Genomic DNA, 21,216 nt, shown 5'->3' with positions numbered 1-21,216 from the left:
AAATCCCTAGCCAGTACCACTGATTAGCTACATTTTTATCTTTGCCTAATTCTTGATAAAGGTCGCGGCTTTGTTGATAATAATTGATGGATTGCTCATATTTACCCCATTCTTGATAAGTTCTACCTATGTGATATAAAGCTAATGATTCATTTTGAAGTTTATTAATTTCTTTGCTAATACTCAGCATTTGCTGAAAATAATTTAAAGCTTGCTCAAACTTGCCATGTAATCTATGACAAATACCTCGATTTTCCCAAAATCTTATAAACGCAGATGATCCAATATTATATTGGTCAAGCTTTTCAGAACATTCTTGATAATAAGAAAATGCTTGTTCAAATACTTTTTTTTCTTGATAACAGATAGCATAACACCAGGCAATATAAACACTTAAATTGCTATCTAATTTATCAGTTATCAATTCAAACATTTCTATTGCTTTATCATACTTATCTTTGCGAAGATAAGAGATAGCTATAAGAAAGTTTAATGCTGTTTGACAACTTTTATTATGAATATTTTCAAGAACAGGTGTCATTTCATCACCCAGTTCTTGAACCAAATCCCTCATCTCGCAAAACAATAAAGGCTCTAATTGGTTGGCAATTTCTGTTACGCAATCAACCAATCCTGTTGATTCGCCGCAAGCAACATAAAGAATAGCAGTTTTTGCTTTAATCCGAATTTCTTCAGACAACGTTAAGTCATTAGCTGCTTCTTTCAATAAATTTATGACTTCACCTTTTTGATAAAATATTTCAATTTTGCGTAGCAGCCTCAGTAGTTGCTTAGTAATATCATCCTCATAATCCCTATCTATGCCAAGATAGGTAATAACTAACTTTGAAATTGGTTTTTTGCGAATAACGATATTATTAATTTCAATTTCAGCAATTACCTGTCCTGCAAACAGCAAATCTCTAAGCTTAAATTCTAATTTATTTAAATTATTTCCTGATTCATCCTCCTTTGAATAAATAATAGTTGTATCATTATTAGATGCAGTAATTTTTATTTCCCCATGTTGCAGCACAGGTTGATATTTGTCTAAATTAATAAACAATTTCTCGGCTAACTTCTTAAATTGCGTTGAAAAATGACTCCCGTAATACCCCAAAGCCAGTAAAAGCGGTTCATTCCAACGCGGCTCGTTCAAATGTTTTTGAATTAGTTCCAGAATTTCACTTTGTTCTTTATCCGCAATATAACGCGCGGCAAAATACTCTTCAAAGGTCAGGTGCATAAAGCCATAAAAACCAGGTATTCGTTCCACAAATAAACCTGTTGTTTCCCGCACCTTCCGCAAAAACTCCCCTACGGCTTGACGCACGGAGTCTGATTCCGGTTCGGTATCGTTGAATTCCGCCAGCTTTTCTGCTAATTTTTCCTCCACTTCCCTTTGCGTTACCAAACCGGAAGGCTTCTCCTCGTGCATCCAGTACGCCAGGGGTGCTAAAAGTTCCACTACCTCAGTTTCTTTTAAAACTACCCTTGGTGCATCAGGCAACTTCTTACTTAGTTGCCAATCTTCTGTCAAAGTTTGCACCGCCAACTCATACAGCTTGACTCGTCGGTTAGGTAGCTGATCGCCATTGCGGTGAATTAATGCCAAGATAGTTAACAACAAGGGATTTGCTGTCAATCGCTCTACACCTGGATTACCTTGAATAGCCAGTAAAATGTCCTGTGCTTGTTCCGTACCTTTTTTTAGCCATTGCTCCTCGCTAGCATCTGGCTGCTGTGCTTTTTCAACTGTTCGACACCAGCGATACAAGAACCGCTCTACCTGTATGCTGTCCATATCTTCGATAGTAAACTCTGCAAACCGACTGCTGAGTTGCACATCACGGTAGCCAGCAATACGGCTGGTAATCACAAATTTGTTGCTAGGGAACTCATCAACAAATTTGTTAATACGTTCTACAATCTGTTTGCGGCTTTCTTGGTCAAATACCTCATCTAAGCCATCGAGTAGCATCAAGCACTTTCCTTGACGCATAGCATCCAACAGCAACCCCGCCACCTCGGTTTCTATTTCTCCCTCTGCTTGAAAATGAACTTCCCACTGGCGGTAAAACTGACGCAGATATTCAAGTAAAGTTAACTCAGGTTGTTGTTTTAATTTTTCTGCGTAATCAGCAATCCGAAAGAAAATAGGTAACACAGTTTTACCTAACTCTTTCTTCTGATTATCCTCAACTGCATCATTATCAACAATGACTGTTTCTAAATTATCTCTTTTTGCGATCGCAAAATGTAGTGCTAAATAACGCAGCAGGGTAGTTTTACCCGCACCAGGAGCGCCTAAAATGACACTATATAAGTTATCCCGCACAGCATCAGCTAAATCTACCTTTTGTGTAACCGTTTTAGTGCTGGAAACTGATGCTGATATTAGTTCTTTTGGTAGCGGTTCGTAATCGTAAGGTTCATCCCAATCATCACTACCAAAACCCATCTCTTTCAATCTACTACTACTTTGAACTTGCCGTACAGTCAGCATCTCAAGTTCGCGTTGACTGCGTTCAGAAGTATCTGTTACTTGTTGTCGCCATTGTGCTTGTAGAGAAACATAAATTTGGTCGAGAAAAATATCAACTTGGCGATTTACCTGCATCACGCCGCTCATTTTTAGATAAGAATTTTCCGCAATCAGCCACTCTAAATAGGGATAAAGTAAAGGATTTCGCGTTTCAAATTCCACTATTTTTTCTCGCCAATCCCAAAAATCTGGCGCACGATGACGAAACTCATCTAAAAAACCTGCATTATTTAGCCACAAAATCAGGATTAAATTTCTACCAAATAGCTCTTCTCTTCCTAAATTTAACTGCTTCATTTCTTTCACCAAGCGCGGTGTCGGTAATTGGTCAATTCCAAATGCCATTACCAACCTGCGTCCGGCTTCTAAATTGCGCTGCTGATGATCATCTAGGCTATACAGAAAATTATGGAAGGAATTTTGACTATAAAAAAACTTATCAAATGTAAATTTTTCATCGCTGGTTGCTAAAGATTCTTGTAGCTGTCTCACAACTGGATGCTGAGGACTACTCTCTGGTGCAATAGCAAAGATAATTGTCGTATTACTAGAAATTTCTAATACGCTGACTAATTTATTTAATTCTGCTTTGTCAGCTTCACTGAGAGAGTAGCTATCTTGGAAAAGCATACACAACACCAGCGTATAATTAGTAATCTATTGTGAAAATTCACATACTTAAATATGATTATTAGCAGTTTGCCAACGTTCTAAATCTTCTATTAAAATAGGATTAATATCAAACCAAGACTCTTGCATTGAGTTATAATAACCTAAAACTAATTTATTTTGTAAAAGTTCGTCACAAATAATAAATTCACCCTTACTTGGCAAGCTATGTGCCTTGGTTGTTAATTTTCCAGTCCGATGAATTAAATCAAGCTCAGGGTAGTGGTAATCATTTAAGTTATATTCCTTACGCACTTCTCGTACTGCCTCTTCTGCTGTTTTTAAAGTTATAAGAGTCAATTTATTCCGCAATCCAATTTCACAGGTAGTGCGTGCTAATCGGACTAAATCTCGCATCACTCCGCCACTTTTTTTGCAAATTAATTCCAGCGCATCAGGATTAAATAAACCTTTGTGGCTATCGCCTAAACTGATAATCCGTTTGTTAATGACATTAATTAGAATTTCACGACCTTTGTGATTAGGGTTATGAGTTGGACGTAAGTTATCATCACAATCAAAAACAGGAGGATTATTTAAATCCAAACATTTTTGAAAGGTTTCCATTGGCTGACGGAAACTGGGAGAGTATCGCAGCGAAATGGGAATAGAATAGATAATATGACAGTTTAATTCTATTAACAAAGAGCTAGAAAACATTTCCAAAGCTGTTATTTGGTCATGTCTATCTAAGCCATCAACAATAATTAATAATTTTTGCTTTTGTTCTTTTTCCGCAGCTTCGATAATATTATTGACTATGGTGATAATTTCACTCAGCAAAGGACGGACATTGAGAGTTTTTGTGACTTCTGTGGTTAAACCACGTTTGAGAATTATTCCTGCCTTTTCTATAAATTCTGGCATTCCCAAACTTTCGGTTTGACTTCCTTTTTCTAGATAAACCACGCTTTTTAAGCTCTCCAAGAGAGCTTGTAATAATTTATCCTTTTTAAAAAGCCAATTAGATTGAATAACTTGACGTGCAATTTGTAAGCCAATTAAAACTACAACTTCCGCATGACCTATATTATATCTGTCTAAAGATGTTTGTGTATCAATCCAAACTACTGCGTACTTATCAGCTAATTTTTGTTCTAATCGTCGCAGTTCAGTAGTTTTACCCCCACCTCGATGACCAGCTAGTAAAAATTTGGCTGGGTCATCTTCCATTTCTAGCAAGCTAATAAGCTTATCCACCGGACTGTTATCTCTCTGGACGTAAAAACTTTTCAAGCCTTCAGGTGTCGCTAAAGGTTCCTCTGGTTTAAATAACTGGTAAGCAGTTCGCCAAAAATTGTTATTGCTCATACTGTTTACAAATTAGGAAGGCTAAGTTTTCGATTTTGTAAGATTGTAGAGCAAAAAGGTTGGGTTTTGCGAAGAATTACTGACAGTCATCATATCTTTCAAAACTTTGAATTAGATAAAATTCTGTCAATTCCTATTCATCGCAATCAAGATTTTAAGGTTAGAACTAGCCCAGTTATCTAAAGAAGATTTACTCTAAATTACCGGAAATAAGCGATCGCACTCTCAAATCCCTTACACTTTTTCTTCAGTAACTAATGTCAAACTAGCCCATTCGCCTTTATCGTTATAGCTGCGAATCATCCTCTGGCGCAGGTTTGACTGAATTAACCAACCCGCTTCCAAGAATAATGGTTGACGTAATTGCACCTTTAAAGGAGAAGTTGCAGAAGCGCCATCAGGTAACAATAATACTTGTACTTGCTTTTGGGGATCTTGGTCAAAAAGAACGATGGAACCTTTGATAGTAGCAGTTGAGGTAATTGTACGTTCCCCAAAAGAGGTACTTTGAATTAATCGCCCAGTATCATCAAGTTGTATTTTCAAAGTTGTAGAGTAAATATCAGGCGATCGCAAATCTCGATATATTGTTACTGCTTGTCCTTGCCATTCTCCCAACAAGTCATTTATCTGCAAAGGTGGACGTTCTGTTGCTGGGGTTCCAGCCAGATGCTCTCGAATTAGAACTAGTCTAGTTAGATTACCAGTCTGAGCAAACAGTTGCACTAGGCGTAAGCGGCGATTTTCATGAACAAAAGCGAGTTCTGCACCGAATTCTGAAAATGGCCCTAGTTGAATTAAACCTTCAGAAAATGAACCATTTTCAAAAAACAGTAGACCCCCTCCCACTGAACTATATTCTTTGACTAAATCATCTCGCCCCGAACGGCACAAAGTTAAGCGCACTGTCTGGTTATTGTTTAAACCTTCTAGAGAAAGATGGCTAGGAGTATCGTTCAGAAGTGTACCTTCGGGAGAAAAGTTAGTAAATGAACCTTCCCATACACCGAGATTTTGCAGAAAACATTCCCATTGTGATTTCATAAGTTTTTGTCATTAGTCATTAGTCATTTGTCCTTTGCAATGTCCAATGATTAATGATTAACCTTTGGCAAAACGTCGGACAGCGAATAAGCTTCCCATTAATCCTACAGCTGCACCGAAACTTAAGAGAATTAGAGGTAATAGTAAAATTTGGGCTGGAGTGAGTTGCACCCCGTTGGTGATAGCTTGAATAAATTCAGGTTGATTGGCTAGCAACTTACCGAGAAACTGTTGAATCACAGAAATGAAACTCCAAGCGATCGCACCACCAACCAAACCGAAGGTAATCCCTTGTAAAATAAATGGGAGGTAAATCCAAGCTCTGGTTGCTCCCACTAGTTGCATAATTTCAATTTCCTGGCGTCGCGCCATGACAATCAGCCGAATTGTCGTAGTATTTACTGCGATCGCAGTTAAAGTCAGAATAATCGTAATTGTTAAAGTAATCCAGTTCAGACCTTGATGCAATTGGGCAATGCGTTTAACTGCTTCATCCACATACTGCACCGTATCAACTCCCGGCAATTTAGCCAATTGCGTTGCTAAAGTTGGTACAACTTGAGAATTACGCGCTTTTACCTTCATCTCATCAACTAAAGGATTGTCACCTAGCTGCTGCGTAGCTCCCTCAATATCAGAAATTCTCATTTCCTTAACTAACTTAGTCCAAGCCTGCTCTTTGGTAATACTTTGTATCGCCGCCACCTCTGGCATTGTTGCGATTAGTGCCTCAATGGTTTCGACTTGCGTATCCGGTTCGAGATAAACTGAAACTTCTAGTTGACTACCAAACTGATAGAGGAGTTTTTCAACTTGCCAAGAGGTTTGCAAACTCAAGCCGAATAAAAAGAGTAAAACCGTAACAGTACTTACAGCTGCCCAATTCATCCAACCTCCCCGCAGTAAACCGAGAAAAGTTTCTTTGAGCAGATAGTCAAGTTTCGTAAGAGATTTAAACACACATCACCTCAAAATTTGAATGAACTTAGCGTCAACACGCTAAGTTAAGCTTTTACGTATTTGTGTCAATAACATCACTATTTATAATCAATAGTGCAAAGTTTGCCAATACATCAGCTTTTATACATTTCTACCTCTTTGCTCCTGCTGTCTCGCCGATTTACCTTGCCCTTGTGCCATTCCCTATAGATAGACTCACTGTCGCTCCCACAGTTATTGATAACAATTGGCTACCTGTTTTCCTTTCTAAGCAATTTTACTGTTTTTATAACCGACTTTAAAAAAGGGAGAAAATAATTTGGTAATTTTACGATGTTTACTATCTGAGGGGAGGTGTAACTTTAAAGGAACAAACAAGATTGATTGAAGGAATTTTAAATTATGAACTTCTTAACTAAAGCCAATTTGGATAATAACTTATTAAGTCAGATCCGATATCAACTTGAGTCTATAGAAATACGTGATTATCATCTAGCCAAACTATTGTGCAAAGTAATTCCCTCAAATTGCCCTTTTGAAAGAACTGTTACAGTTTTCGGTCGGATTCTATTCCAAATTCCACCTTTGTGTAAAATTAACCCCCTCTATGAACAAATAGTTGGTCTTCGTTTTAAGTCTTTATTATATTTAGTCAATGAATGTGGTGAGGATGCAAGAAAATATTGCTAAACATGGGTTTTCATCAATAAAAAATAGATTGAAGAAGTTTTTTTACTAAGAAAAATTTTGTATAGGAATCCTAGTTGCAATCAACTTTTGGCTTCCTCACCCGCCTGGAACTAAAGTTCTTTGGCTTTCAGCTAAAGTCTACTAAAGTAGACTAAAGATTTTTGGCTATATTTTTTATTTAGTCATTTTCTCTAAAAGACACACTCGCGTTTGCTTAGAGCAAGTCAGACGCTACGCACAGTCGCTCTAAGCGTTGGCGCAGCCTCTCGTAGAGAAGCTTTGCCGTACCACTTAAGAGCGGAACGCTACGCGAACGTGGAAGCAAGCTACGCGCAGCGTCTCCAAGAGTTGGCTTTGCGCTACCCTATCGAGCGTCGGGAACCTCCGCAAAAAACTGGCTCCCCTACATGTATTTCAAAAATCAAATATGAGTCTTATAGAATTGAAGTAGTAGGAATTTTCACCATCTAGCCATAAAGACTCATGCCTTCTGAAATTGCTGTAGAGAAAAAAAAGTTAAAAAATCCACCTTTGGAGCTTCATTATTTAGGCGATCGCGTCCTACGTCAAGCTGCAAAGCGAGTTGCAAAAATAGATGACGAACTCCGCCAAGTAGTGCGCGAAATGTTGCAAACTATGTATAGCAAAGATGGCATTGGTTTGGCTGCACCCCAAGTGGGAATTCACAAACAACTAATTGTCATCGACCTGGAACCAGAGAATGCAGCTAATCAGCCCTTGGTGCTAATTAACCCCACCATTAAACAAGTAAGCCGCGACATCTCCGTAGCCCAAGAAGGATGCTTGAGTATCCCCAACGTATATCTAGACGTAAAGCGCCCCGAAGTCGTAGAAATTGCCTATAAAGACGAATACGGTCGTCCCCGGACATTAAAGGCTAACGACCTACTAGGACGCTGCATTCAGCACGAGATGGATCACCTTAACGGCGTGGTATTTGTAGACCGTGTGGAAAACTCCTTGACTTTAGCCCAGGAGCTATCTAAGAATGGCTTCTCGTATCAAGCGGTGAAACCAATAAAATAGGGGGCTAGTTGTGTATTTAACTCCAAAAAGCGGTTTATTTCTGGGTGGTTCTTGTGTAAGTGCGATCGCGGCTGTCGGTTCGATTTTTGAACTCAGTTACGGACGACCAGATTTTGGTTTCACAGCCACGGCGATTATCCTGGCATTGAGCATTCCACTCACAGGATTATTTTTTTTCGCCGCAGTGAAGGACGCAAGGGCTAACATGAAATAAGCATCAGGTACATAAAAAAGGTAAAAGGATGAAGTAAAAAGGCAAAATTCATTCTTTTACCTTTTATTTTTGCTCTCCATCTTCCACCGCGCCTAAAGCTTTTAGCGTCATTAACTGCGCTGCGGTTAACCCTGTAACTCCTGTGATATTCATTCCTTCGTAGGGTCTTGGCGATCGCAGTGTTTTTAGGCACTCACCCGTCAATACATCCCAAAGCCTAATCGTTTCATCTTGGCTACCACTAGCCAGAGTTTGACCATTAGGACTAAAAGCAACTGACCATACCCAATGAGTATGCCCTTGTAAGGTTTTAAGGCACTTTCCATCACGGACATCCCATAACTTCACCGTTTGGTCTTCACTGGCGCTAGCCAGAATTTGACCATCAGGACTAAAAGCAACTGACCGTACCCGATTGGTATATCCTTGCAAAGTTTGCAGGCATTTCCCATTACGAACATCCCATAATTTCACTGTTTGGTCTTCACTGGCGCTAGCTAAAGTGTGGCCGTCAGGACTGAAAGCAACTGACCATACCCAATTAGTATGCCCTTGCAAAATTTGAAGGCACTTCCCATTAGAGACATCCCATAACTTCACCGTTTGATCTTCACTGCCACTAGCTAAAGTTTGACCATCGGGACTAAAAGCAACTGACCATACTCGACTGGTATGCCCTAACAAAGTTTGGAGGCATTTCCCATTAGAGACATTCCATAATTTCACTATTTGGTCGTCACTGCCACTAGCTAAAGTTTGACCATCGGGACTGAAAGCAACTGACCATACTCGACTGGTGTGCCCTGACAAAGTTTGGAAGCACTTCCCATTACGAACATCCCATAACTTCACCGTTTTATCTTCACTGCCACTAGCCAGAGTTTGACCATCGGCACTAAAAGCAACTGACCGAACCCAATTGGTATGCCCTTGCAAAGTTTGGAGGCACTTCCCATTACGGATGTCCCATAATTTCACCGTTTGGTCGTCACTGCCACTGGCCAAGATGTGTCCCTCAAGGCTAAAAGCGACTGACCATACCCGATTAGTATTCCCCTGCAAAGTTTTGAGACACTTAGCGTTACGGACATCCCATTCCCATAACTTCACCGTTTGGTCGTCACTGCCGCTAGCCAGAGTTTGACCATCGGGACTAAAAGCAACTGACCATACTCGGCTGCTATGCCCTTGCAAAGTTTGCAGGCACTTCTGGTTACGGATATCCCATAACTTCACCGTTTGGTCGTCACTGCCGCTAGCCAGAGTTTGACCATCGGGACTAAAGGCAACCGATCGCACCCAATTAGTATGACCCTGTAAGGTTTGGAGGCATTTCCCATTACGAACATCCCATAATTTCACCGTTTGGTCGTCACTGCTGCTAGCCAGAGTTTGACCATCGGGACTAAAAGCAACTGACCATACCCAATTGGTATGCCCTTGCAAGGTTTGGAGGCACTTCCCATTACGAACATCCCATAATTTTACCGTTTGATCTTCACTGCCACTAGCCAAAGTTTGACCATCGGGACTGAAGGCAACTGACCGTACCCGATCGCTATGCTCTTGCAAGGTTTGGAGGCATTTTCCATCATGGATGTCCCATAATTTCACCGTTTGGTCGTCACTGCCACTAGCCATTTGACCATCGGGACTAAAAGCAACTGACCATACTGGGCTGATATGTCCTGTCAAGGTCAAAAGTGATTTACCATCTCCATCTACAACTTGCCATAAGTAAGTTTTACCATCAACACTTGCTATAGCCAGAAGTTTTCCATCAGGGCTAAATGCCACCGACGAAATACTACCCAAGGTTTCAGCAAAAACAGATTTAGCTAAGTCGGAGCCAGCAAAATTTACATGATGCAAATTTACATCTTGTAAGTAAGCTTGCCAAACAGTCAGATGAGAAAAGTCATAGTTGCTCAAATCAATTTGTAGTTGACAAAGTAGATTCAAAACGTTTCCAACTGCATATCCTGCTTCCGGCAGAAGTTTTTTTGGTAGTTTCAATAAAAATTCTTTTAGCTTGTACTCAATATTTGCAGGAATTCTAAAACTACTTTTCAACCTATCTAAAACTGGCTTAAGTATAAAGTTGATTTGAGTATTTCTAATATAATCTTTCGCAGTGGCTTCAATTAGAGCATGACTCATGAATAGTGCAGTTTCACCCGTTGTAATTTCTTGACTAACCTTTTCAATCAATACCTCAGTCATGTACTCCATAACTACAGGTTGAAGTGTGAATAGTGCAGTACTGTTCTCTATTAGCGATCGCCGTCTTAGCGATTCTAAAGCCTCCAGTAACCGCCTTTTTGGCATTGGTCGCACAATATCATTTAACAACTCCTCTAGGGAAACAAACTCACGCTTAATGGCCAGCCAGTACATAACTTCTTTCTCTAGCTCTGACAAACGCTCAAACTGCTGATCTAATAAATTACGGGTGTCACCAAAAATTATCTCACCTTCATTTAAAAAGGCAGCGATATCACCGCCAAATAACTCACGAATCGGCTCAGAAACTAGTTTTAATGCCAAGGGGTTGCCTGAATAATGCCTTACTAGCTTTGCCCATTCTTGATCTGATCCAAACAAGCCTTTATCTTTGAGAACTTCTCGTCCTTCTATTTTTCCCAAGCCAGGTAATGATAGCGTTCTGACTGGTGATGCTTCTCCTTCTAGAGGTGCAAATTCTTTTGGTTTTTCTCGAGAAGTTAACACTAAGCAACTAATATGAGGTTCTTCTCCCACCCGTCTGAGCAACTCGCCATAACCCTCATATCCTTCTCTATAATGCCCCACCGCTAAGGCGAAATCCTTGCCGCAAGCATCCCCTCCTTGCATAATCGTCTCGGCATTATCCAGTACCAAAAGACTTCGACGCTCTCTTAAATAATTAATTAGCAGTGTAACTCGACCGTCTACAGTTTTTGGTAAATCGGTTTCCTTCTTATCAGATACAAATAGAATCAGGTTCGCTAACATCTCTTGGATGGGTGGAGCATTGCGGAGACTTCGCCAAATAAAGTACTCAAAATTATCCTGAACCTCGTCTGATAGCTTCACAGACAAAGTGGTTTTGCCAATTCCTCCCATGCCTAATAGTGCTACTAATCGGCAGCTATCATCAACAATCCACTTCTTGAGCTTAGACAGTTCTGCTTCCCTTCCATAGAAGACATCACGAATACTAGGTGCTTCGCCCCAATCTTGGTGATTGTTGACAATGGGTTTCATCGTAACTGAAGATGCACGATACTCACTTTCAATAACTTGCTGTAACTTGGTGAGCTTCCCAGGGCCACTGCCACTAACTTGGAATTTCTTATAAACCTCGCTCAATCTTTTGCGTACTGCCTCGGCGCTGATACCCAATTCTTTGGCGATCGCATTTGGCGATTTGTCTTGAACGGCATATAACAACACCTCTAGCTCACTGCTAGACACACTCCGTTCTTGGGCTAAAGCCAAAAGAAAGTCTTCGGAAATCTCACTCATACTCACATCAAGACAAACTACACTCCAATACTACCTCACTAGGTGAGGAGTTAATGTGTCCAGAGTGACGCTTGAACTATTTTCTGGTGATAAAAATGCGTTGTTAAGTCAGTACTTCAATTTTCTCAGTTTTACTTGACAAGTAACTAAGTTACCTTTATAGTGAGTTTTACGCAGGTAACTCAAATAATTTAGTAAGTTTACGGTTGAATTACTCAAACTTAGTGAGGTAAAGGCAAAGGCAAAGGCTGGAATCTTAATCGATTTTGAAAAAGACAAGCATTCAAAGTCTGTAGGAATTGCATTTTAGGGGTTGATGCGCGTAGTGCGAGTTCAGCATCATCACGAGCATTAAGCACCTAACTTTAATTTCATTCAAAATTAGCTTTGCAATTCACTAAAAATTTACTTTCACCATTTGTAAATACCAAAGCCACTGTTATTGGTATTCAAACTTGATTCAGGTTTGGTAGGACTACTACGTGCGTTGACTAGCTCAAAGCAACGCAATTATTGACTCCTTTTTTAGGACAGTCGAGGTAGCCCTAACTGCTGCTTAGATTCAATCAAAACAGGACAAAAAGTATGAAAATCAATCACAAAAATGATGAAAATCTACTATTCAAGTGGTTTTGTCAGGGACTCAAGTATTTTCTGCTGACGCTGCTTGGTTTGGCGATCGCTCTTGTATTGTCTCACGTTTTTGGCGCTGCCTCAATAGCTGGGATGCTGTTATCCACAAGTTTATGGATACTCTTTGTGAGGATAGCAGTATCTCTGTTTTGTCTATTTGCGATCGCCATGATTGTCGAGTCTTGGAGTTGATTCCTCATCCAATCATCAGTACCAAGATTGCAATTTTAGGTTCGTAGTGAAGTTTAATCAACTTTCTTGGGTTAAGTGCAAATTAGCCCAAGACTTATCACTAGGAGATTATATCATGTCAAACAACAGTAACTCCTCTGGGGGAGAAGCACTTTCGCCGCTTTTAGTGATCTTAGTGGCAGGGTCAATCTCTTTGGCGATCGTTAACAAAGCTAATCACCCAGCATATTTTGACATAGTTAAAATAGCTATGGCCTACAGCTTTGGCTCAATCAAGTCCCAAGGAAAAACTAAATATTCCAATAACCAGGATGATGTAGATAAGGATGAGTTGAAATAGCAGACACGAGAACTATCTGTGAAGACAGTAAAAAATAACTGTTTTTTACAGATAGCCTGCCAAAGGTGAGTTGCAGATTAGAATTTGCTTGTGAACTACCTACACTGACTCAACGAGAGTCAGTATAGGCTTCCTGTCCAACAGAAAGCGCAGTAGTGGATTTCTTGCGTCCTCCCTTACTCCGACTTACATCTGGGTCACAGAACTGTCGTCAACTCACGCGCAATTCATGAGGCAGTGCGTTGGGCGGCTCTGCCGACTTAAAGCAACTGCCGTCTCAACACTTCCGCTTCGCGGTAAGTGTGAGGCTTCTTGCTGTTCAAGCTAAAATAGAAGAATGCTGTCAACTCCCATTCAACTACTGCGACTGTCTCAAGGACAACTTAACTTACTAGAAACTTGTCCGCGTAAATTCCAACACACTTACCTAGAACAACTCAATTCGCCCTCAAATCCAGAACAAGAAGAACGCCAAACTTTGGGTAGTCGCTTTCACTTGTTAATGCAGCAGCGAGAAATGGGTCTGCCAATTGATAGTTTCCTGCAAGCAGATGCTAAACTGCAAAGCTGGATGCTAGCTTTTGCTGATGCAGCCCCAGAAATTTTAACGCCTGCATCTGATAATCAAACTTTCCGTGAGAGTGAACACTACCGAACTCTGCAAGTTCAGGATTATTTGCTGACGGTTGTCTATGATTTATTAATTGCAGATAACCAACAAGCGCAAATTCTCGACTGGAAAACTTATCCTAAACCACCCAATAAACGCAAGTTAGAATCCAACTGGCAAACACGGCTTTATCTATATGTATTGGCAGAAACTAGCGACTATTTGCCAGAAAATATTTCGATGACTTACTGGTTTGTCCAATCTGAAGGAAAACCACAAAATATTAAATTTAATTACAATACTGTTCAACATACACAAATAGCAAAGAAACTTAATCAACTATTAAGCCAGTTAACTATTTGGCTGGAAAATTACCAAAATAACCAGCAGTTTCCTCAAGTTGTCGAGGGTAGCAAAACCTGTGATTATTGTCAGTTTGCTAAAAGGTGCGATGCCTACGGCGGTAAACCACGCACACAAGTTACTGAAGAACCAGTGAAAGATTCGTTAACACATTTTGATAGCATTCAAGAAGTCTCACTAAACCCTATACTTTAGAGCAATACGCTTGGGTTAAGGCTAAAAAATAAAACTGGTGTAGCGACTGTTTTAATAGTCAAGCGTAGGCGTAGCCCGCACCTGTGCTGTGTACTTGATCGCAGTGCGACAAAGTTTGAAGTACCTCAAAACAACTTTGGAGTACCTCAAAACAACTTTGAAGTACCTCAACACGACTTTGAAGTACCTCAACACGACTTTGGAGTACCTCAACACGACTTTGGAGTACCTCAACACGACTTTGAAGTACCTCAACACGACTTTGAAGTACCTCAACACGACTTGATAGATTAGAGGATGTTTGTAAAATCCAATAAGGGTATAAAGAAATTACAACTTCTAAATTTATGTCAAGCTTTGACGAAACTGAAGCGATTTATGTCCGCGAATTAGGAATTGATGACATTGCTCCCATTTACCACTTGGGAGAAGGGTTATTTACCAGCGATTTATATCCTTATTTATACCGCACCTGGGACGAATGGGAGGTGATTGGACTTTACAACACCGATCCCGAATACTGTCTTGTGGCCGAAACAGATGGAGAATTAGCAGGATTCATTTTGGGAACCATCATTACCAAAGCATCCTGGACTTACGGTTACATTTTATGGTTGGGAGTCAGTCCGAGGTTCCAGCGTCGGGGAGTAGCAGACTTAGTTGATAAAGTCGTTGCCCGGATGATTGAACAAAAATGTTGAGCGCAGTCCCTACCTAAACTTCGTTTTAGGTAGGGTTAGGGAAACCAGTATAAAATGCTCCCGCAACGATTCATTCTGGTTTCTCTTGGTTGTGCACATATTCTATAAGTTTATCCAGTGGTGCTTGTGCGCCAACACTAATTAACGCATAAGAACCAGACCAAAACTGAGGTTTTTCTGCCCAATAAAACTTTTTTAGATGTTGAGAAAATTCAGAGCGTAACTTCCGAGAAGTTACAGTTTTTATATTATTTACTAATTTAGATAAGTCAACACTGGGATGAGTCTCAATCAACAGATGCAGATGATCTGCTTCTCCACCAAACTCAATTAACTCACATTCCCATTTAAACAGTAATTCATTGATGATTGATTTCATCCTGGTGAGTATTTCCGCCGTTAAAGATTTGCGACGGAATTTAGTTACCAGAACTAAATGATAGATGAGTCTAAAAGCACTGTTAGAACGGGTTTTTAGCTTGATATCATTATCCATAACTAATTCAATAACTATATTGACAATTAAACAGGAGCTTGGTAGTATATCTTTGTCAAGGTCGAGACAAAGCCAATGAGTAAAGCAAGAACTAAAAAGAAACCCATACAGGAAGTTAGAACCGATGTTTGGGAGTTAGTAGCGGATAAAGAGCAAAAACGCCAAATGGTTTTAACAGTAGAGGTATATCAATACGGTTCGGATAAGCATTTTTCACTTTCCTTGTGGTCTGGGGAAAGGGTAAGGGGTAAAGGGTAAAGGATGTATTGAAAACCAATACCTTTTCCCTTTGCCCTTTAACCGAACCGTATTGGACTAACTGCAACGTGCAAAACTTATCCTGCTTTATATAAAGGTCAGCAGGTAAAGTATGGTTTAAATTATCAAACTGTTGATATGAAAGTGTGGAGTGGAACTGATTGGGTATGGCTTAACAATATTCAAGTCAAAAGGCATGGTTGATCTCGTCATCTAATTGATGGTAATCAGATACAATCACCTGCTCTAGTTGTTAGCAAAAACAAAAGTCAACTTTCTATGCCCGTTCAAATTAAGAAGGTTGATACAGAAGACTCTGATTTTGTATGCAGTGTTGATATGGGCATTAACAATGCTGCTACAGTCTCAATTGTTGGTAAAAACGGTACTGTAAAGGCAAGGAAGTTCATTAACCCTGCCAGAGACATAGACCGCAGAAATCAACGTAGAATGATGATTAGGAAGAAATCATCACAAACAGCTAATCTAACAAAACGAAAACTACCTACTGGTTTTTGCAAAGGACTTTACCGCAAGTCAGCCAACATCAATTTAGAAATATCTCGTAAGGTTATGAGAGACATTGTGGAGTTTGCGAAAACTCACAATGTTAAAGTAATTGTGTTTGAGAATTTATCTGGATGGAAAGCTAAGGCAGGTAGAAAGGGTTCTCTGCAAAAGCAAAAATTCCATCTTTGGTGTCACTGTAAAATAGTTGAGTTGACACAACAAAGATGGAATGAATTGGGAGGTAAAATAATTTTTATTAACCCTAAATACACCAGTGCTTACGCTTTTGATGGAAGTGGTAAGGTTAGAAGGAGTAAGATTAAAACAATTCGCAATTCGCAATTCGCAATTCGCAATTACGTTTTGTAACGGGGATTTAGACCCCGCCACAAAACTTGCGGCTTGTTAGAAGCCGGGGACTTCAACCCGCCGAAGTTTGTTAATTACTCTTTGGCTGTATTTAAAAATGATAAGCAGTACAACGCTGATCTCTCTGCTTCTTACAATATTGGTGCTAGATACTGGTACTCGTTAATTGTAGGAGATAAGCACTTTTCTAGAGTGTTCGTAGGCAAAAGTTCCAACGACACACTGAGAACGCCAGTAACTCTGGATACGCTGAGAAATCTTAGGGTTTCCTAGCGAAAGAATCCCCAACTATATTGCAAGCAATTAGTTGGGGTGCGTTCAAGATGGGGCACGGTTTATGCTGGTAGACACTGATCCTACCAATACTTCAGCATTAAAGTTTTTTAACCACAAAGGTTTTGGTAATATCCGCCAGCATATTTTCTTGTCGATGAATTTAAGCAAGCATGAATATTATGGCAGATTGATTGATTACGAACACCAAAAAGCTGAAAGAGCCGGTTACAAGCGATGTCTACGACGGGCTACGCCTACGCGTCCAGCAATTCGCGCCCGTAAACCTGATAGCGTCGCCAATGAAGTAGTTCTCAATCCCCTATAGGACTTACGCAAAAAGCGCTAAAAAGCTTAATTTCTCGAACCGCCAAGACGCCAAGAACGCCAAGAATCGTAGAGTTTGCGTAAGTCCTACCCTAGCAGGTGAATCTCAAACAACTGAGGATCAATCTCCGATTTAACTATGCCAGAACAACAACAGTGGATTATAGCAGCAACCGAACAACCCCCAGAGTGGTTTATCCAAGCGGTGAAACAGTATACACCCGCATCAAGTGGAATATATGCAGCACAATTGTTGTGGCAACGGGGAATTAAAGATCATCAACAATTAACAGCTTTTATCAACCACAAAGCTTATCAACCAGCGAGTCCCTTTGAGTTTGGGCAAGAAATGCACTTAGCGATCGCCCGGTTGCAACAAGCATATAACATCAAAGAAAAAATTGCCATTTGGGGAGACTTTGATGCTGATGGGATTACCGCTACATCTCTACTTTGGGATGGATTAGGGCAATTTTTTACACAAAATACTCAGTTAATTTACTATATTCCCAATCGCCTGAAAGAATCTCACGGACTCAATAATCAAGGGATTGATAACCTCGCAAAACAAGGTTGCAAATTAATTGTGACTTGCGACACAGGCAGCACAAACATTGAGGAAATTATCTATGCCAAACAACTAGGTATAGATGTAATCGTTACAGACCATCACACCTTACCTGCCGAACGTCCACCCGTCGCAGCAATTATTAATCCTCGTTATTTGCCCAGAGAACATCACCTGTTCAATCTTTCTGGGGTAGCGGTAGCTTATAAGTTAGTGGAAGGATTATATCAAAGTCTGCCTAATATTGCAAAACATCCGTTAGAGGATTTATTAGATTTAGTAGCAGTAGGATTAATTGCCGACTTAGTGCAGTTAAGTGGAGATTGTCGCTATTTAGCACAGATGGGAATTCAACGACTGCAAGCAGATTTTCAACAGCCAGCAGCAGCGCGTCGCCGTCCGGGGGTGGGGCGATTATTAGAATTGTGTCAGAAAAGTGGCGATCGCCCCACAGATATTTCCTTTGGTTTGGGGCCAAGAATTAACGCCGTCAGCCGCATCCAAGGCGATGCCAGTTTTTGCGTTGAATTATTAACTAGTCGAGATGCCAAGCGTTGTAACGAACTAGCCGAAGTTACAGAACTCGCAAACACCCGTCGCAAATCTTTGCAAAAAGATGTGCAAGCGCAAGTAGCACAAAAACTTACTCAATTAGACTTATCAACCACTAGCGTCATCGTCCTAGAAGATGCCCAATGGCCTGCGGGTGTCTTAGGCTTAGTCGCTGGACAAGTAGCACAAGAAACAGGTCGCCCGACTATTTTGTTAAGTACAGAGGGACTGGGAACTGGGGATTGGGAACTGGGGACTGGACAGGAATTTTCCCAATCCCCAATCCCTAATCCCCAATCTCTAGCCCGTGGTTCCGCCCGTTCCGTGAATTCAGTTGATTTATACCAACTGGTAAAAGACCAAGCACATTTGTTACATCGTTTTGGCGGACATCCCTTTGCAGCAGGTTTGAGTTTGTTGGTGGAGAATATTCCTTTATTTACAGCAGCGATTAATCAGCAGTTGCGGCAATCTTTAGGTAGTACAACCTTAACGCCTACCGTGCAAGCAGACTTGACGGTAACAGTCGCAGACTTGGGGAAAGAGTTATTTTTGGAGATGAAATTGCTAGAACCATGTGGAATGGGTAATCCTGTTCCGAAATTGCTAATTCAAAACTGCTGGTTTGAAAATTCTTGGCATCGCAATCAGCAGGATTGGCAAGGGAAAAAGGTACAGTACATTAAAACCGAGTTTGATATTCGGGATGATTCCAGCAGAAGTGCTTTTCCTGGTATATGGTGGGGGCACTACAAAGATGAATTGCCCATAGGAAGGTGTGATTGCATAGCAGAATTAGACTATAACACCTTCAAAAAACGTTATGAAATCAGATTAATTGCCGTGCGTCCCAGTGTTAATTCAGCACACAGGACTCAGAATGGACTAAACGCCCCGCGATCGCTAACACCACTCATCTTGGATTTGCGAAATCAAGAACACTCAGCACTTGGCACTCAGCACTCAGCACTGATTATCGAAGATTGTCCTACAAACTGGGATGATTTACGCGCGTGGTTGCGGCGATGTCTAACGATAAGTAGTTCACAACAATTAGCGATCGCTTGGTCTAAACCCAACCTCCAACCACCCAATCAAATTTGGCTGACTCTTGTAGGAATTGCCAAATATCTTAGTCGCACAAATCAACTAGTTACGCGCGTCCAACTTTTAGAGAAAATCGGCATTACCGACCAAACCTTACTTGTAGGCATCAAAGCTTTAAAATATTTAGGGTTTACAGTCAAACGACAAGACCGTTATTTGCAAATCACCTGGCATCCCAGCGATAATGCAGAAAACTTGGCTGAAGCAGCAGTGGAACGATTTTTAGATGCTATCAGAGAAGAACAGTTTCAGCGAGAGTATTTTGCTGAAGTTCCTTTATCTACTATTGTGGCGATCGCAAGTTCCGACAATTACATGGGTACAAACTTTTAAAAACCTGAGTTCGACTGCTATTTTCGGGCAAATCCCTTCTATATTGATGAAAATCGCCAGCCTCAGATCCCCGACTTCTCCAAGAAGTCGGGAGTAATGGCGCATTTGAAGACACAGCAAACAAATAAAAAGCTAGGAGAACGTAAAGCTTGGAAATTTAGCTTGATTCGCCGATTGTATGAATTAGGATTGCAAGAAAAAGATATTCGTAACCTTTACCGATTTATTGATTGGGTTATGATTTTACCAAAAGCCTTAGAAGCAGAATTTTGGCAAGAGTTTAAAGAATTTGAGCAGGAGCGGACTATGAGCTACATTACTACAGGCGAACGCATTGGTTACGAGCGGGGAAAACAGGAGCAAGGACAAACACTTGTGCTACGGCAACTACAAAAACGGGTAGGAGAGTTACCACAAGAGGTTCGGGGGCGCGTTGAAACTCTTTCCCTAGAGCAATTAGAAGCACTTGGCGAGGCTTTATTGGATTTTACAACCCTTGAGGATTTACTTAACTGGTTGGAAGCAAATCAAACAACCTAGAAAATTAGGGTTTAACAAGTAATCAAGCGGACACGATCTGACCCGTGGAACTCACATTTTAAAAAATAAAGCCTGTATTCATTACTGAATCAGGCAATTGAAATTTTTTATTAAATTTGCACGGAGAACTTCAGCTTAATCACTGAACAGTGAATCCTTCTGGTCTGATTGCATCTTCTAAATCAACCCCCATCAGGTTAACCCCTTGGATATTTGCATTTGTAAGATTTGTCTTTTCCAAGTCTGCGCCCTGTAGGTTAGCGGTTTGCAAATTTGCTCCCAACAGGTTAGCTTTCTCTAGGTCTGCATCAAATAGGTTTGCTCCCACAAGGTTTGCTCCTAAAAGGTTTACCTTACCTAAATCTGCTCCCTGAAAGTTTGCCCCTTGTAAATTTGTTTGCTGTAAGTTAGCCCTTTCTAAATCTGCATTTTGTAAGTTAGCACCCTCCAAGTTTGCCGCTTGCAGATTTGCGTCCTTTAGCATTGCTCCAGTCAGATTACATCCAACACATTCATTGGTTTGTAATAAACGTCTAACGTTTTCTGCAACAGACACTATTGGGGATGTAACTGGAGATATTACTGGAGCAGTAACAGACTCCGTTGGCGATGTAACCGGAGATATTACTGGAGCTAGCTCAGATTCTGTAGGTACAGATGGTGTTAGTGTTTGAGCTTTAACTGCTTGCTGGTCAAGGAGCGAAAATCCTATTACAAGTACCAGAAATACTGCTGTTACGATCCACTGAGTTAATTTTTTTGGATTTGGTTTATTCATTAGTTGCTTCCTTTGATGATTCGTAGTGGTGGGCTTACTTTTATAACAGCCATCAATAATGTGCTTTATTCTCACTTTAGATAACTTGATTGATAACATCAAATA

17 protein-coding genes and 3 pseudogenes are annotated in these 21,216 nt (G+C 40.5%); 13 read left to right on the top strand and 7 right to left on the bottom strand.

Going from position 1 to position 21,216, the window contains the following annotated elements; genetic code table 11:
* Both CDC33_RS24460 and CDC33_RS24455 read right to left on the bottom strand, forming a co-directional pair.
* Positions 1-3,175 (bottom strand): tetratricopeptide repeat protein (locus tag CDC33_RS24460; RefSeq protein WP_146195888.1); only part of this gene is annotated, 3,175 nt, incomplete at its 3' end.
* A gap of 48 nt (positions 3,176-3,223) precedes the next feature.
* Positions 3,224-4,525 carry a P-loop NTPase fold protein gene (locus tag CDC33_RS24455; RefSeq protein ID WP_109011120.1) on the bottom strand — a complete coding sequence of 434 codons (1,302 nt, stop codon included), beginning with the start codon at positions 4,523-4,525 and terminating at the stop codon, positions 3,224-3,226.
* Between the two features lie 66 nt (positions 4,526-4,591).
* On the opposite strand from CDC33_RS24455, the gene CDC33_RS40635 reads away from it, so the two are divergent.
* Entirely contained in the window at positions 4,592-4,708 is a 117-nt protein-coding gene (locus CDC33_RS40635; protein ID WP_244919339.1) for a hypothetical protein, read from the top strand.
* 51 nt (positions 4,709-4,759) lie between these two features.
* On the opposite strand, the gene CDC33_RS24445 is transcribed toward CDC33_RS40635, so the two are convergent.
* Both CDC33_RS24445 and CDC33_RS24440 read right to left on the bottom strand, forming a co-directional pair.
* Positions 4,760-5,569 carry a DUF3598 family protein gene (locus CDC33_RS24445; protein WP_109011119.1) on the bottom strand — a complete coding sequence of 270 codons (810 nt, stop codon included), beginning with the start codon at positions 5,567-5,569 and terminating at the stop codon, positions 4,760-4,762.
* Between the two features lie 57 nt (positions 5,570-5,626).
* A complete protein-coding gene (locus CDC33_RS24440) occupies positions 5,627-6,529 on the bottom strand; it encodes a cell division protein FtsX (protein WP_109011118.1) in 903 nt (300 codons plus the stop codon).
* Between the two features lie 381 nt (positions 6,530-6,910).
* Between CDC33_RS24440 and CDC33_RS24435 the strand changes: the two genes are divergently transcribed.
* From CDC33_RS24435 to CDC33_RS24420, 3 genes are all read left to right on the top strand, one after another.
* Complete coding sequence (locus CDC33_RS24435) at positions 6,911-7,198, top strand: Mo-dependent nitrogenase C-terminal domain-containing protein (protein WP_109011117.1); 288 nt, start codon at positions 6,911-6,913, stop codon at positions 7,196-7,198.
* A gap of 483 nt (positions 7,199-7,681) precedes the next feature.
* A complete protein-coding gene (def, locus tag CDC33_RS24425) occupies positions 7,682-8,245 on the top strand; it encodes a peptide deformylase (protein WP_109011115.1) in 564 nt (187 codons plus the stop codon).
* Positions 8,246-8,255: 10 nt separating this feature from the next.
* Complete coding sequence (locus CDC33_RS24420; RefSeq protein WP_109011114.1) at positions 8,256-8,459, top strand: hypothetical protein; 204 nt, start codon at positions 8,256-8,258, stop codon at positions 8,457-8,459.
* Positions 8,460-8,522: 63 nt separating this feature from the next.
* Here CDC33_RS24420 and CDC33_RS24415 read toward each other — a convergent pair whose 3' ends face one another.
* Positions 8,523-11,966 carry a WD40 domain-containing protein gene (locus CDC33_RS24415; RefSeq protein ID WP_109011113.1) on the bottom strand — a complete coding sequence of 1,148 codons (3,444 nt, stop codon included), beginning with the start codon at positions 11,964-11,966 and terminating at the stop codon, positions 8,523-8,525.
* Positions 11,967-12,551: 585 nt separating this feature from the next.
* Here CDC33_RS24415 and CDC33_RS24410 point away from each other — a divergent pair.
* From CDC33_RS24410 to CDC33_RS24395, 4 genes and pseudogenes are all read left to right on the top strand, one after another.
* Positions 12,552-12,791 carry a hypothetical protein gene (locus CDC33_RS24410; RefSeq protein WP_109011112.1) on the top strand — a complete coding sequence of 80 codons (240 nt, stop codon included), beginning with the start codon at positions 12,552-12,554 and terminating at the stop codon, positions 12,789-12,791.
* Positions 12,792-12,906: 115 nt separating this feature from the next.
* A complete protein-coding gene (locus CDC33_RS24405; RefSeq protein WP_109012693.1) occupies positions 12,907-13,131 on the top strand; it encodes a hypothetical protein in 225 nt (74 codons plus the stop codon).
* A gap of 337 nt (positions 13,132-13,468) precedes the next feature.
* Positions 13,469-14,299 carry a PD-(D/E)XK nuclease family protein gene (locus tag CDC33_RS24400; protein WP_109011111.1) on the top strand — a complete coding sequence of 277 codons (831 nt, stop codon included), beginning with the start codon at positions 13,469-13,471 and terminating at the stop codon, positions 14,297-14,299.
* Positions 14,300-14,646: 347 nt separating this feature from the next.
* Positions 14,647-14,988: pseudogene (locus CDC33_RS24395) on the top strand (GNAT family N-acetyltransferase); the annotation flags it as partial.
* An 82-nt stretch (positions 14,989-15,070) separates the two neighbouring features.
* On the opposite strand, the gene tnpA reads toward CDC33_RS24395, so the two are convergent.
* Positions 15,071-15,496, bottom strand: coding sequence for an IS200/IS605 family transposase (gene tnpA / locus CDC33_RS24390; protein ID WP_109011110.1), 426 nt, complete (start codon positions 15,494-15,496; stop codon positions 15,071-15,073).
* A gap of 75 nt (positions 15,497-15,571) precedes the next feature.
* Here tnpA and CDC33_RS24385 point away from each other — a divergent pair, with 75 nt between their 5' ends.
* From CDC33_RS24385 to CDC33_RS24360, 5 genes and pseudogenes are all read left to right on the top strand, one after another.
* Complete coding sequence (locus CDC33_RS24385) at positions 15,572-15,754, top strand: hypothetical protein (protein WP_109009857.1); 183 nt, start codon at positions 15,572-15,574, stop codon at positions 15,752-15,754.
* 279 nt (positions 15,755-16,033) lie between these two features.
* Positions 16,034-16,633, top strand: coding sequence for an IS200/IS605 family accessory protein TnpB-related protein (locus CDC33_RS39905; protein WP_244919338.1), 600 nt, complete (start codon positions 16,034-16,036; stop codon positions 16,631-16,633).
* Between the two features lie 316 nt (positions 16,634-16,949).
* Positions 16,950-17,234, top strand: a pseudogene (locus CDC33_RS24370) (GNAT family N-acetyltransferase); the annotation flags it as partial.
* A gap of 138 nt (positions 17,235-17,372) precedes the next feature.
* Entirely contained in the window at positions 17,373-19,793 is a 2,421-nt protein-coding gene (locus CDC33_RS24365; protein WP_109011109.1) for a single-stranded-DNA-specific exonuclease RecJ, read from the top strand.
* A gap of 93 nt (positions 19,794-19,886) precedes the next feature.
* Positions 19,887-20,333 (top strand): annotated as a pseudogene (locus tag CDC33_RS24360) (DUF4351 domain-containing protein); the annotation flags it as partial.
* A gap of 139 nt (positions 20,334-20,472) precedes the next feature.
* On the opposite strand, the gene CDC33_RS24355 reads toward CDC33_RS24360, so the two are convergent.
* Complete coding sequence (locus CDC33_RS24355) at positions 20,473-21,111, bottom strand: pentapeptide repeat-containing protein (RefSeq protein ID WP_109011108.1); 639 nt, start codon at positions 21,109-21,111, stop codon at positions 20,473-20,475.
* Positions 21,112-21,216 lie beyond the last annotated feature (105 nt).

The sequence above is a fragment of the Nostoc commune NIES-4072 genome (assembly GCF_003113895.1).
Lineage (GTDB): Bacteria > Cyanobacteriota > Cyanobacteriia > Cyanobacteriales > Nostocaceae > Nostoc > Nostoc commune.
Note: the sequence above shows the minus strand (reverse complement) of the source record. Positions and strands in the feature narration are given on the sequence as shown.